At 51.7% G+C, this 12,726-nt stretch carries 13 protein-coding genes; 5 read left to right on the forward strand and 8 right to left on the reverse strand.

Annotation, left to right across the window (positions count from 1 at the left end):
* Nucleotides 1-151 precede the first annotated feature (151 nt).
* The 4 genes from BTN82_RS11585 (at nucleotide 152) to BTN82_RS11600 (ending at nucleotide 3,524) form a co-directional block, all read left to right on the forward strand.
* Nucleotides 152-565, forward strand: coding sequence for a hypothetical protein (locus BTN82_RS11585; RefSeq protein ID WP_075119254.1), 414 nt, complete (start codon nucleotides 152-154; stop codon nucleotides 563-565).
* A gap of 449 nt (nucleotides 566-1,014) precedes the next feature.
* On the forward strand, nucleotides 1,015-1,455 hold the full coding sequence (locus BTN82_RS11590) for a carboxymuconolactone decarboxylase family protein (RefSeq protein WP_075119255.1): 441 nt from the start codon (nucleotides 1,015-1,017) through the stop codon (nucleotides 1,453-1,455).
* Between the two features lie 3 nt (nucleotides 1,456-1,458).
* Nucleotides 1,459-2,346: an RNA polymerase sigma factor SigJ gene (sigJ, locus tag BTN82_RS11595; protein ID WP_075119256.1), complete on the forward strand. Its 888-nt coding sequence runs from the start codon at nucleotides 1,459-1,461 to the stop codon at nucleotides 2,344-2,346.
* Nucleotides 2,347-2,636: 290 nt separating this feature from the next.
* Complete coding sequence (locus BTN82_RS11600) at nucleotides 2,637-3,524, forward strand: helix-turn-helix transcriptional regulator (RefSeq protein WP_186828382.1); 888 nt, start codon at nucleotides 2,637-2,639, stop codon at nucleotides 3,522-3,524.
* Between the two features lie 83 nt (nucleotides 3,525-3,607).
* Here the strand turns inward: BTN82_RS11600 and BTN82_RS11605 are convergent, their stop codons facing one another.
* A complete protein-coding gene (locus BTN82_RS11605) occupies nucleotides 3,608-5,482 on the reverse strand; it encodes a DUF2075 domain-containing protein (protein ID WP_075119258.1) in 1,875 nt (624 codons plus the stop codon).
* Between the two features lie 24 nt (nucleotides 5,483-5,506).
* Nucleotides 5,507-5,890 (reverse strand): nucleotide pyrophosphohydrolase, encoded by a 384-nt coding sequence (locus tag BTN82_RS11610; protein WP_075119259.1) that lies wholly within the window; start codon nucleotides 5,888-5,890, stop codon nucleotides 5,507-5,509.
* 473 nt (nucleotides 5,891-6,363) lie between these two features.
* On the opposite strand from BTN82_RS11610, the gene BTN82_RS11615 reads away from it, so the two are divergent.
* Nucleotides 6,364-7,206, forward strand: a complete 843-nt coding sequence (locus BTN82_RS11615; RefSeq protein ID WP_075119260.1) for a restriction endonuclease — start codon at nucleotides 6,364-6,366, stop codon at nucleotides 7,204-7,206.
* Nucleotides 7,207-7,399: 193 nt separating this feature from the next.
* Here BTN82_RS11615 and BTN82_RS31015 read toward each other — a convergent pair whose 3' ends face one another.
* The 6 genes from BTN82_RS31015 to BTN82_RS11640 all read right to left on the reverse strand — a co-directional run bounded on the left by BTN82_RS31015 (nucleotide 7,400) and on the right by BTN82_RS11640 (nucleotide 12,712).
* Complete coding sequence (locus BTN82_RS31015) at nucleotides 7,400-9,004, reverse strand: hypothetical protein (RefSeq protein WP_148169507.1); 1,605 nt, start codon at nucleotides 9,002-9,004, stop codon at nucleotides 7,400-7,402.
* A 165-nt stretch (nucleotides 9,005-9,169) separates the two neighbouring features.
* On the reverse strand, nucleotides 9,170-9,550 hold the full coding sequence (locus BTN82_RS11620; protein WP_075119261.1) for an ASCH domain-containing protein: 381 nt from the start codon (nucleotides 9,548-9,550) through the stop codon (nucleotides 9,170-9,172).
* Entirely contained in the window at nucleotides 9,528-10,577 is a 1,050-nt protein-coding gene (locus BTN82_RS11625) for an N-acetyltransferase (protein ID WP_075119262.1), read from the reverse strand. Before BTN82_RS11625 ends, BTN82_RS11620 begins: the two co-directional genes overlap by 23 nt.
* 16 nt (nucleotides 10,578-10,593) lie before the next feature.
* On the reverse strand, nucleotides 10,594-11,121 hold the full coding sequence (locus tag BTN82_RS11630; RefSeq protein ID WP_075119263.1) for an ATP-binding protein: 528 nt from the start codon (nucleotides 11,119-11,121) through the stop codon (nucleotides 10,594-10,596).
* Between the two features lie 415 nt (nucleotides 11,122-11,536).
* Complete coding sequence (locus BTN82_RS11635; protein ID WP_075119264.1) at nucleotides 11,537-11,818, reverse strand: fructose-bisphosphate aldolase; 282 nt, start codon at nucleotides 11,816-11,818, stop codon at nucleotides 11,537-11,539.
* Between the two features lie 432 nt (nucleotides 11,819-12,250).
* The gene (locus BTN82_RS11640; protein ID WP_075119265.1) at nucleotides 12,251-12,712 is read right to left on the reverse strand and encodes a GNAT family N-acetyltransferase; all 462 of its coding nucleotides are present in this window, start codon (nucleotides 12,710-12,712) and stop codon (nucleotides 12,251-12,253) included.
* Nucleotides 12,713-12,726 lie beyond the last annotated feature (14 nt).

Below are 12,726 nucleotides of genomic sequence, written 5' to 3' on the forward strand. Positions count from 1 at the left end.
GGTGAAGGAAGTTTTAGGTTGCGCCTTAACTTCCTTTCATGGGGATTCATTTGTCCTGTGGTCAGGACCTCGACACGCTGAGTAGCAATCCGGCGCGACTGCTTTTTTCGATCCGCGCTGCGTACTGATTTCCACTGCCGAGGTGCCCTTTATGAATGCCAAACCCCTGCTACTGATTCCCGCCCTGAGCCTGGTGCTGCTGCTCTCCGCCTGCGCCGGCCCCATGCCCAAGGCCGACCCTAGCGAAGCCTGGATCAGCCTCGAAGAAGAGGGCCCCAGCGACCTGATGGCCGAACGCGTCGACGGCAAGAACGTCAATGATGGCCGTTACTTCGAAGTGCAACCCGGCGCCCACCGCCTCGACGTCACCCTGTTCGAGGAAGAAGTCGGCGGCGACGCCAATCAGGTGGATTGCCGCGGGCAGGTGAGCTACCCGAGCTTCAAGGCGGGGGAGCATTACAAGTTGGTGGAGTCGACGTTGGGGACGGAGGTGCGGGCAAGGTTGTATGACGGGGAGGGGAAGCAGGTGGCGAGGGTGCGGGAGTTTGAGTGTATGCCGGGGTGATGTTGATGCGCCGGGGATCGATCAAGAGGGGGGAGAAAGTGTCAGCACTGCTGACACTATTGTCCGGAACCCCTGAGCTTGAGCGCTCACTGATTCGGCCGACAAAAGTCTCAACACTGTTGAGACAAATTCACCTCGAGGTTCTGAAAGTGTCCACGAAGTGGGCGATGCCCGCTGTGGATGGGGCGGTTGCTGTAGCCGCTGCCGAAGAATGAGGCTGCGAACGATCTGGGCGGCACTCCGACGAAGCGGGCGCAAGATCTTCAGATCGCTGAAGGTCCTGCGGAGCTTATCGCAGCCTCGCAGGCTCGGCAGCGGCTACAGGACGCCGACCGGCAGCCGATTTATTGGACTGGAGGGAGGGGGCGAATTATTTTTCCGCCCCCCCGTCACAAACCGCCCACCTGGCCCGTCATGTCGGTGTACCCCTTAACTAACGGAGCCACCCCATGTCATCCAGCCACCCGACCCAAGCCGTCAACCTGCTGCAAACCATCCCCGATATCTTCGAAAGCCTGGGCCAGGTCCACGGCCTGATCGACGCCCACGGCCTGGACCGCAAGCTGCACCACCTGGTGGTGTTGCGCGCCTCGCAGATCAACCAGTGCGGCTTCTGCGTGAAGATGCACACCCGCGAAGCCCGTGACGACGGCGAAAGCAACGAGCGCCTCGACCGCCTCGTCGTCTGGCGCCACGTCAGCGACTTCAGCGCCGCCGAACGCGCCGCCCTGGCCTGGACCGAAGCCCTCACCGTATTGCGCGAAGACACCGACTTCGCCCCGCTGCGCGCGGCTTTGCGCGAACATTTCAGCGAAGCCCAGATCGCCGCCTTGACGGCCGATATCGGCATGATCAACCTGTGGAATCGCTTGCAGGTGTCGAGGCACTAACGGATGGATCGAATCGATGAAGCGACGGTGTTCGAACGCCGTCGCGGCTTCCTGCTGGGCCTGGCCTACCGCATCCTCGGCAGCCGCGCCGAGGCCGAGGATGTGCTGCAAGACCTGTTCATCAAATGGCTGGAAGCCGACAAGGCCACCATCGCCAACCCCGCCGCCTGGCTGACCACCGCCTGCACCCGCCACTGCATCGACCTGCTGCGCTCGGCCCAACGCGCGCGGGTCGACTACATCGGCACCTGGCTGCCGGAACCGATCCAGACCCTGCACCACGAATCCCCCGAACACAGCCATGAACTGGCCTCGTCCCTATCCACCGCCTTCCTGCTCTTGCTCGAACGCCTGACCCCCAAGGAACGCGCCGCCTACCTGCTCCATGAAATCTTCGACCTCGACTATCCCCAAGTCGCCGCCGCCCTTGATGTCCAGGAGGCCACCTGCCGCAAACTGGTCTCCCGCGCCAAAGCCAGCCTGGGCAACGCCCAGGTCCGCCACCAGCCCGAACCCTCCCGCCAGCAACAGCTGCTGAGCGCCTTCCACGCCGCCATCGACAGCGGCTCGACCCAGGGGCTGGCGGCGTTGTTGTCCGAGGATGTCGAGCTGTGCGCGGATGGTGGCGGCAAGGCCAGCGCCATTCGCGAGACCTTGTATGGGCTGGAGGCGGTGTTGGGGTTTGTGGGGGAGTCGTTGAGCACCTACTGGCGGGATTATCAGTGGCAGGAGGTGGAGATCAATGGTGGGCGTGGAGTGGTGTTGCGGGGGGGCGGGGAGGTGGTGGCGGTGGTGAGTTTTGGGTATGACGGGGAGGGAAGGGTGAATCGCGTCTTTATCATGCGTAATCCGGAGAAGTTGGGGTTGTTGGGGAGTGGAGTGTTGGTTTGAAGGGCTGGTGAGAGATTGCAGCTTACATCGGATGGGTTGCTAATCTGGTCTGCAGCCTGCTGACCAGATTGCTCTTGATTGAAGGGCGCTCGCATCAGACTTACTTGGATTCAGTCTACGCCTCCGATTGTCCAACGACTTGTTGGTCAATTTTTGCCTCGGTCGACCTGTTGCAAAAGCGTTTCAGCCTCGCGTCATGGCTTTATGAGCATATTGCTGTCGATGGATATGTTGATCATTACTCGTTTTTGGAGTAAAAAACACCTTTATAGTGTTTTATGGGGCGGACTATGAAGCGATTGAAAGAGTTGCGCAAGGCCTTAGGCCTAACTCAGGCCGCATTAGCGGACCATCTGAATGTCTCGCAGCAGACGGTTGCTCGTTGGGAGCGAGGGGATGCCGAGCCAAATTTTGCAATGTTGAGGGATATAGCGATGCTAATGGGGACGAGCGTAGATGACTTACTGGAGTATTCAGTCGGTCGAGCCAAGATACCTTCACAGCATTGGAGCCCTCAGGACGAAGACATTGACGGATTTTGGGGGCATATCGGACTTCTTCCGCCCGGAAGGACAAAAAGCTTGTGGTATCCGATTACTGAAAACGAATGTGAAAGGGTTAGTCGCATTATTTCGGAGCGAGACTCTTTTTCAGGTTGGTTATTGCTTACTACGCTTAACAATAAGGCTTTGATAGTCAACCCAGATCTGCTGCAGAGAATCAGGCTCCTCGATGATGCAGCTGATGAGCCTGATGATGGTGATTGGGATCTTTCTATCGATGGCTATCAAGGTTGGGGAGCTGAAGTTTATCGTGGGATAGGAGAGTTTTTCTGGGATGAGGACAAGTTTGAAGTCAAAAACTCCCCAAGCCTGAAAAAGAGTATTTGTGACTTGGTTGAAGAGCATGAGCTAGACGAAGAAGCAGCTTGTGAACTTCTTGAACATACAAAGATTTACTTAAGTAGTGGTTCTCAAATTAGCTTCAAGGCTGTTCGGGGTGGAGTCTATGAGCTTGCAACCGAAGCGGACTGTGCAACCCCATCCACGATTTTCTTGGAAAACGATTACAGTGGGGAGCTGAATTATTTCGCTCCCAAGCATGTTGCTTTAGTAGAGGTGCCGCTCACGGAGTACCTTGAAGCAGCGAAGGAAATGATGGCGGAATTGGACAGCTAAAGAGGGCGCACTGAAAGCCTATTCTGTGGCTCAGCCTCCATTTTCTGTGAGGCTGAGTCCCGAATATTGACCAAACTGTGGACTTATAAAATGTTGTTGTGTTTGACCATCCGGCTTGCAAAATACTGTGCGGTCTCTGAATCGGTACAGTACAGATAGCAACCTTTCATCCCACGGGTCATCAGGGTTCGATAGGTGTTTTTGATGATCAGGTCCGTCTCCAGCTGCGCCAGAACAGGCTGCTCCTTCATCAACTTTTTCCAGCCACGAATTGACTTGTCGTACTTGTCCCGCTCACGGGGCGAAGTCACTACCTGACCATTACGCACGATCAGATCCGGCCCGATGATCACACCGATGTAATCCACTTCCAGCCCTTGGCAGGTGTGAATGCAGCCAACCTGTTCCACAGAGTTGTCGGCGATGATCCACAAGCTGCCGTCCTGATCCAGGTTCCATTGGCGAGCGTAGTCGTCACCGATCTCAATATCTTTGGCCTTGGCATCTTTCTTACTGTTCCATGGCCAGCAGTATCCAGCGACCACTCGCGCTTTGTTTCCGTGATTCTTTTGTTCGATTGCTTCGTGCATAGCTTGTGGCGAATCGAATACCTTGAACTCGTATTCGCTGGCATCAAGCATCGGATTGGCGGTCTCGCGAATCCCCAGCACGTCATCCAGCCACGCCAAGTAACCATCGGAACCACTGCAACGGAATTGGGAGGACAGGGTGTATTCCTCCACCGTAGCCCCTCTGGCCTCGGCAAACGCACGGATCGCTTTTTTGCTGCCAATGTCCTTTAAGGTCACGCGCTGGTCTTCGTCGATAAAAAACACCGAGCATTTAGCGGACCCGATCAATTCCTTGATCTGGTTGTCACCCTCGTTGCCGTAAAAGCCACTTTTTTCATTGAGTCGATGGGCTTCATCAACGATCAGCGCGTCATAAAAGTCGGGCTTGATCTCCGTGTAGGCACCCGAACCAGAAAACAGGCTGGAAAACTTGGTGGGCTTAATGGTGCCGATCAGTTTCTTTTCGTACACGGCACGTGGCGCTGCGTTTTTCGAGACATACCTGCTCATCAGTCGTAAGGCGGTGAGCCTTACCAACAAATTGATGGCTACGACTGTTTTTCCGGTACCTGGGCCGCCTTCAATGATCACAACCTTTGGCGCATCGGCTGAGGCCTCTGTGACTGCAGCGAGTACCGATTCAAAGACGGCCTTCTGATCATCAATCAGTACGAATTCAGGCTTGCCCTCCATCAGCCCGCTCAGTGCCTCAGCCAACGCTTTGGACGGGCGAGTCTTGCCGGTGGAAAGCTCGTAAAGCACCTCTTTGTTGTCGCCGTAATAGATGTGCTGCTTGAGGAAGCTTCTCAGCTTTGTCAGCTCGTCAGGACCCTTGAGGAATAACGGTGCTTTGCTGGTGTAGGCGTCGTAATGAGCCGAGTCGATAACGCCATCGCTGACATAGTTATGCAGATAGGCGCAGGGCCGGACTTGGATGCCTTTGTCATAGACGGCTTCATTGAAGCCCTCCAGCAAAGTGGCGTACGACCACACCTGATAGGAAGGGTGGATGGTTTCCACATGGCTACCGCCCAGCGACGTTTTTACGATCGCATCCTTACTGGTGGCGCTGGCTTTGCTCCATTGCTTCAGTTCAACCAGAACTGCATTTTTGGTCTGCTGTTGATCGTGGCCTGTCAGCAAGAAATCGATGCGTTTCATGGACTGCGGAATGTGCAGCTCAATAGCCACGCCGGCATCATGCGGCAGATCCTTATCGCGCAGCACCTTGGCCATATAAGTCAGCGAACCCTGCCAGGACCTGATCTCCGAAGCCGCCACTTTCTTACCTGTGGCCTCTTTAAAGTGCTTGAGGATGACCTCTTCGATATCGTCGTTATCGCAAACGTCGAGGAATTGCTGTTTGGTCGCGGCGTAAACGATCACGAATAGTCCTTAAAGCCCAGAGGGTCAGAGTTGGTCGTACTTCTTGCTGGTGCTTTTGGCTTTGTCGACGGGGTACTTCTGGCCGTTCAAAGCGAGTTTGCGGGTCACTGCTTCGTTGAGATCGACGCCCAGCACAGTGCTTAGGCGCACCAGGTACATCAGTACGTCAGCCAATTCGTCTTTCACCGCTTGAGCAGTTTCTGGGTGTTTGGCTGCGTCCATGGCATCGGCCTCGCTCATCCACTGGAAAATCTCACAGAGCTCTCCGGTTTCACCGGTGAGGGCCAGGAGCAGATTCTTGGGAGAGTGGAACTGCTGCCAGTCGCGGTCGTCGGCGAAGCGTTGCAGTGCGTCTGCTAAGCGGGTGATGTCGAGTAATGGGGTGGGGGAGTCAACAGCGGTGCTCACAATCTCGCCTCTTGATTGACTACAGCTGGCGCGCTTGAGGGCTGTGTCAGAAATGGGAAGGTGGATTGTAGGAGATTTCTTTTTTTGAGGAAGGGTTTTTATAGGTGTTCGTTGAGAGTGGGGCGAGATTTTTGTAGGGGCAGATTGGATAGGTGGAAATCTGGGGAAGGAGAGTTATTTCAAAGCCTTATCACTTCATATTCATCGGTTGAGTGGAATTTATTTCTACGGTCATATCTTGACTGGCTGATTTTGGGCGTTAGATTTCCCTCGTAAATGAGCAGCAACGGCTAACAGCGGACGTTCGCCGAGGATACGTCTCTGGAGAAGAGGCAGCCCGACTAGTTTTCAATGCAAGATTTTCTATTAATATCTACCTAGAAAAATGGCGAACATGCATCTGGCTTCTACTGGCGGGGACTATGGTGTCATGAATCTCCAAGTCAGATCTAGAAAATAAAATTGGGGAAATTATGCAAAAAAGCAAACGATGGTATGAATTTCAAGAACTGATTGCTGAACACTTTAGGAGCTTGGGAGCATCCGCTAGTACCAATGTATCGCTTGAGGGAGTCAGGACTCAGCATAATATAGATGTTCTAGTTGTTACAAAGTTTTTAGGTGTTGATGTTAAGTGGATAGTCGAAGCTAAATTTTGGAAGACTAATGTACCTAAAGAGAAGGTTCTAGCGCTGCGTTCGATTGTTGAGGAGGTTGGAGCTGATAGGGGGTTTTTGATTTCAGAAAAAGGCTTCCAGAGCGGTGCCGTTGATGCTGCATTTAGGACAAATGTTGAACTGGTTACTTTTGGAGATTTAAAAGAGCGTACTAAAAATATTGTGCAGAGCGAGATGCTCAAAGCCTTCGAGGCTCGAGCGGATTTACTCTCAAAACGTTATTTTTCGCATTCTAAGTCTGTTCGCATTAAGTATGGATTAAGAGATGATCCTTATGATTTTAATTTAAAGTTTGTTGGGCAGCTCTTTATTGGGATGATTTTTGCGGCAATTGAGCGGGCTAAAGAGAATAAATACCCAATGTGCGTAAAGTCTTTGTTTGAAATCAGGGCTGGAGAGGATGTTGTAGAGAGCTATGCAGAGTTTAGTAATTGGTTGAATGTTAATCTGAATATGTTTGACGAGATGTTGTTGCGAGCTGAACATGCGATGATTATAGGTGGAGATTTCAATCCAGACGTGGAGGATGGAAACGACCCGGATGCAGTGGAGTACAATCGAAAATATCAGGAGCAAATGAGGCAGGTCTATATTGTGATGGGTAAGTCGATATTGTCGTTTTCGGATGATGAGGTTTAAAAGTTAAGGTTTTATAAGATCGAGCTTCTATGTTTTGAAATTGGTTTGTAATGTGGGGTGTTACAGTCGTTCCAAATGTGATCGTCGTCTTTGAATTACTCTCGGCTAAATGTAATTGTATAAAGCTTTTTGAGAAAGTGGAAAGCATTTAATGATCTCCAAGATCGAGCAACGACAGAATAGCGATTCAATTTTAAAGTGCAGCTAGTGCAGGCCCTGAGCGTGCAAAATCGAGCCGCCTAATTGCCTGGCGTGTAGCGGTGTATACAGCCGTAATATCAGGTTGGCGTAAAATCGAGACCAGATGTGGAAGATCATCGTGGTCACAGGCTCTTTCTGCAAGCAAACGAAGCCAGTAGCGCTTGCATGCAACGTCGATGTCGGTATTCACAAGTGCAGCGATGAGCGAGCCCGCAGGTTCGCCCCCATCTGCAATCTCTTCTAGTAGCGGGAAGAGGTCTGGCGGTAAGGCTTTTGCGGAACCGACTGCAACTATAGACTTTGCCCGTAAGTCAATGGGGTCAATTCGTAGGGTTGCCGCTGTTGCTATGTCGCCGAGTAAAGCATCTTCAATCTGTATAGAGCGATTATTTCGTATCAGATCAATACCACTTAAACATTCATTGAATGTTCGCCTAGCTCGCGCTGGCAATGGCCTTACATTCCCCGCACGCCGTAAGAGTGCGGCGAGCTGACCTAAGTCACCGCATGAGCGCACAAGAAACCAATATGGACCTGGAGTGCCCTGCACCATAAGGCTACTCATTATTGCGGGCCATGATTGATGGGCGCTCAGTTGTTCGCCGCCTCTAAGGATGCCTGATGGTCCAAGGCCAACGGCAAGAACATCTTGCACCGCGTCCGGAGGAGGAAGATCGAGAGCTCCTTGTTGAAGGCGTCCATTTGCGGTCGCTACGTCGGCATCCCACAAATCTGCAATTTCATTGAGTTCTCGACGAAGAAAGTGGGGTGCTATAGGGAGCGCGGCAGGGTCGTGGGGGGCTAAACGAACGGGTACTGCACCTTGTGCAGCATTTGCACGACGAAGAGCTGCCGGTAGCGCTTGGTCAGCAACATCCAAAAGAAATCGAATGTCCCGCTGCTTCGGCGTTACTACCACTCGGTCAAATGCATCTAACCACTCCGGTGCATTAGCCGGAAGGTCGGGCAAGACCACATACACTGACGCGAGTGCTGCTGGATCCATTGGTGCTGCACGTAAACGACCAACCAGGTCTTCGATCATCACCATTCGGTCACGGCTATACCAAGTGCATCGTGGGATATTAGCTACATATGGTTCGATGCGTCGGGAGTGTGCAAGTAGCGCTAACACTTCGCTCACTTGATTTGCTTGCTCTACCACAGCTTCGTGGAGCAGCCCCCTACCAGCATGTAAACCGCCAGCTCGAGTAGATATGAGGAGGCGGAAGGCCCGGGTGGCTCGCATTAAATGTGCGCGATGCATGGCAGCATCAGCCACCCCATCAGTTAGAAAGCCCGTTACTGCTGTTGCTTGGGCCAATAGTTCATGGAACTCATCAAGTACTGCTCCAGCCGTTTTGTACTGCCCCGAAGGCCAAATAATAGCAACTGGACCGTGCGCTTGAACGAGACAGGCTGCCATGATTTGTTCTGCCGCAGTGCCAATAAGCCCGGTCTCAATCGCATATTGCGCACCGCGTTGCCGAAACTCCTTCCGCTTGCTGGTTCCCAAGCTCGAAATGGCGATGTGTAGCGCCTCTTGGGCTGCCTCAAGCAGACGAATTGCGTCGTTACGCAGCAGTGCGGGCATCATGCTTCCTCTATTTTATTTGGGTGCACTATGATCGTAGCTCGCGACTCTCTGTATCGCGGATAAAAATATAGGTCGTTTGCCGAGGCTTCCATATAGAGGATTTTGACCATAAAAAACCCGCAAAAATGCGGGCTTTTTATGGCGCTCAATAAAATTCAGGGAGGGTTAAACATCCCTTATGTAGCAGAATGACTGGGGCGCAGCGCCACTTGGTATAAAAGACTTTAAGCTCAGCGGGGTATCATATCTACGAACAGTCCCAACTTTGATAGCATGAGCAAGCTTCCTTCCATCAAAGTACTCGTTGAAGAATTTTTTTGTGATGCCAGAGAATTTTGAAGTCAACGACCAAATTTCTTTAGGGTCATCTGAAAGAACTTCGTCAAAGTCAAATTCTCCGATTACCTTTCCGATAGGCATGGTCGCATAAATAACTATGGTCTTCACCTCGGGGTTCTTGAAGACAGACTTCCTGAACTCGAATCTTTTTTCGCCTTGCAAAATCTTTTCCGCGTACTCAGGCTTAATTGATAATAATACTTTCATTTAGTTGGCCCGCCTGTGCGATAGAATTAAACTGGTCTCGCGTCAATCGCATGAACCCCCAATAAGCGCCTGGATCCAATCCGAATTTCTCAATCATCTCGCCACGTGTCACTCGACGCTTGAGGGCGGCATTATACGTAAATCGGAAAACATGCGGGTATCTTTTACGAGCCCAAAATTGGTCAAGCTCTGCATCGCTAAAAACGCTGTAGGGCTTGCAATACCTCATGAAATCATCACGAGAGACGAAGGAGTGAATGGATCTGTATTCCTCGACAACCCCTATAGATGTTGCTACTGATCGATAGTGAGCAGGACCCGCCCCGTCAGTAGTTCTATAAATGAGAATAATATCACCTGGGCGAAGAACCTCCATACCGTTCATCGCCGCGAGATAGACTTTGTGAATGCTATTGGTGTGTGAAATATCTTCAATTATATCCGCATCCTCATTCTTTAGAATGGAGTCGGGGAGCAATCTTGTATGCCATTGTGGATTAATCGAAAGCAAGTAAAAGTTTTTATTTGCCAAGTCAGCTAGAGGGTATGATTTTACTAGGGAGTCCTGAAGCTTGCTTAGGTCTTTTACAAGAACGTGTTCCGTTCCGTTCTGGGTGTGTTTTTCTGCCGCTTTTGAGAAACCATATTTAGCGAACAATGATACCAGGGCTTCGTGGGTGGGAAATACGGTTACATAAATTTCACTTGCTTTATTGTGCAGTGCATGGTCAAAGATTTTCTTTATAAAACGTTCGCCCAGTTTTGTGCCGTGGGCATTGATTTTCATAGTTCCGACTTTGAGTCGATTTTTATTTGGTAGTACCGGAACCACATCCTCTATAGGACCAGATTCCGGCTTGAGATAGAGGAAGCCATTAACGTTACCTAGTTCGTCTTCAAAAACATAGGCGTTGTCTTCGGCTTTTTTTGTGAACCATTGAGAAAATTCCTTGTAGTCTTCTATAAGTGAGGCGAAAAAAGGATCGCTTAAATTTAAAGACTTGAATTTTTTTTGTATTAGCTCCACTGGTGTGCTTCCTGCTCTAATTGACTTTAAGGAGATGGTTTATGGTTGCTTGGAAAATTTGCTCGGATGGCTGGTTTAATACGAATAATGGTACATTTAAAATTTTGCTGATGTAAGTTGCTCTTGTTTTTTCAGTGTTTTGAAAGTTGGAGATGTCGCCGGCTAATGAGTTACTGTCTCTGGACAAAAGGCGGCTTCTCACTATTTCAGTAGGTGCCTCTATTAGCACAATTGCTGAGAGTGAAAGCTCTTTGAATATACTCTCATCTACTTCTATAAGAAGTCCGTTTTGGTCTTTGAGTACAAAATGACCATCTAGTAATAAGTTGGTGTTTTTTTCTGTTAAGCGGTTGACAGCCTTGGTGAGTGCGACTTGATTGGCGTCTATATCTGAGACAAGCTTGTTCGACTCCCAGCTTGCTGACTGCCGCTCCCTCTTGATTAGAGAGCTGGCGCTTGAATGCATTATTCCTGTTTGTGCTGAAAAGCGGTCGCAGAGATATGTCTTACCTACTCCATGCACTCCAGCGACGAAAACAACCATAACTGATCCCCTCTCCATGTGGTTTTCTTCAGTACGCCAGTCAACCGGCGTAATGTCAATTGGACACCTAGATGATTTAAGACGACTTGCGGGTCCTCCATGGACTCAAAACCAGCTTGAGCTGCCCCACATTCTCGAGGCCAATTTTACTGATCGTTTTCGGTCCGACAGCAGCCATCCAATGATCGTCGGCTTTCAAATCGGCGCTCTGAATCGAAGTTGACGCTATGTTCAGGAACGGGCAGGGGGCGGAAATCATTGAATGTGATGCTCGCGGTATTCAGCGCATACTCATCGCTACACAATCGGCTTTTTCTTGACAGACCTTAAGCAAAATCTTTGTTCATAAACGACTCCTTTGGTTGGGGTTTCAGCAACAGAAAGCCGGTCTATAACCGGCTTTCTGTTATTTAAGTCATACGCTAAAAGCACGCATCTCAATCACCACCAACACATCCCGTACATCCTGCAGCAACAACCGGGCGGTATTAGTCACCATGCCAATGTCCTTATCGCTTGAATCTCGCAGCGTAGTGCAGGCCATCAGATTCAGATAATCGAGCGTGGTGCTCAAACGCTCGCTAGCACACGCATGCAGATCCACCAATGGCGCATGGCTGTCAATAAACAGCACCGGCCCCTCGCTGGCAATTGGAGTCAGAGGGATAAAACGTTCGGATCGATCTTGAGTATTCATGGCGTCGTTTCTTCCAAAAAAAATGAAAAATCGCCACCTGTTGCTGCGAATCAACTGGTGGCAGCTGTACGCGGGTTCGCAGACCGAGGAAAGAAACAAACCCGGCAGACCCGGAGGTCTCCCACGCACAGCCGCCATAAACGGAACGCAGGCGGAGTTTGCCTGAGTTGTTGTTGACTGTGGTGTTTGATTCTTTCTTTTGGGCTGCGAAACCCTGCCGCTGACCGGAGTCAGCAGACAGAGGAACTATAGGCCTGGGAGTCATGGCAGCGCTGTAGGATCTATCTAGTTCGCCTGTAAGGGCCGTCTGTGTTTGCCTCCCCCCTCCAGCCAATAGAGCGCTACCAACCCTATAGGTACGCCTGAGCAATCGCAGCGCGCCGAATTGGGGTCGCTGCGCGGCCCATCGCAGCCTCGCGGGCTCGGCAGCGGCTACGGGGGCGGGGGGAGTTGGCGTTGCATGATCAGGGTGCGTTCTTCGCCGTGGTGTTGCTCGCGCAGGGTGTGGAAGCCCAGTTTGGCGTAGAAGCCTTCGGCGGTGAGGGAGGAGGGGACGGTGAGCTGGGTGGCGCCGGTGGTCAGGGCGTGGCGTTCGAGTTCGGCCAGCAGTTGGCGGCCGATGCCTTGGCCTTGGTGTTCGGGGGCGATGAAGACGGAGCGCACCATGTGGCCGTCGAGGCTGGCGGTGCCGATGATTTCGCCGGCGGCCTGGGCCACGAATACCTGGCGTTTGCTTAATAGCTGGCGCACGGCCTGTGGGCTGAAGTTTTGTTGGACCTGGGCGATGACGGCGGCGGGGTAGTCCTGGGCGTTGCTGGTGTGCAGGGTGGCGATGATCAGGCGGCTGATGGCGTCGGCGTCTGGTTCGTGGGCGGGGCGGATTTCACAGTCCATGTGGTGGGTTCCTT

The organism is Pseudomonas chlororaphis, from assembly GCF_001921865.1.
Taxonomy (GTDB): Bacteria; Pseudomonadota; Gammaproteobacteria; order Pseudomonadales; family Pseudomonadaceae; genus Aquipseudomonas; species Aquipseudomonas chlororaphis_D.

Coding starts and splice junctions, on each gene's coding strand:
- BTN82_RS11585 (WP_075119254.1), top strand. CDS start 152: ATGAATGCCAAACCCCTGCTACTGATTCCCGCCCTGAGCCTGGTGCTG.
- BTN82_RS11590 (WP_075119255.1), top strand. CDS start 1,015: ATGTCATCCAGCCACCCGACCCAAGCCGTCAACCTGCTGCAAACCATC.
- sigJ (WP_075119256.1), top strand. CDS start 1,459: ATGGATCGAATCGATGAAGCGACGGTGTTCGAACGCCGTCGCGGCTTC.
- BTN82_RS11600 (WP_186828382.1), top strand. CDS start 2,637: ATGAAGCGATTGAAAGAGTTGCGCAAGGCCTTAGGCCTAACTCAGGCC.
- BTN82_RS11615 (WP_075119260.1), top strand. CDS start 6,364: ATGCAAAAAAGCAAACGATGGTATGAATTTCAAGAACTGATTGCTGAA.
- BTN82_RS31015 (WP_148169507.1), bottom strand. CDS start 9,004: ATGATGCCCGCACTGCTGCGTAACGACGCAATTCGTCTGCTTGAGGCA.
- BTN82_RS11620 (WP_075119261.1), bottom strand. CDS start 9,550: ATGAAAGTATTATTATCAATTAAGCCTGAGTACGCGGAAAAGATTTTG.
- BTN82_RS11630 (WP_075119263.1), bottom strand. CDS start 11,121: ATGGTTGTTTTCGTCGCTGGAGTGCATGGAGTAGGTAAGACATATCTC.
- BTN82_RS11635 (WP_075119264.1), bottom strand. CDS start 11,818: ATGAATACTCAAGATCGATCCGAACGTTTTATCCCTCTGACTCCAATT.
- BTN82_RS11640 (WP_075119265.1), bottom strand. CDS start 12,712: ATGGACTGTGAAATCCGCCCCGCCCACGAACCAGACGCCGACGCCATC.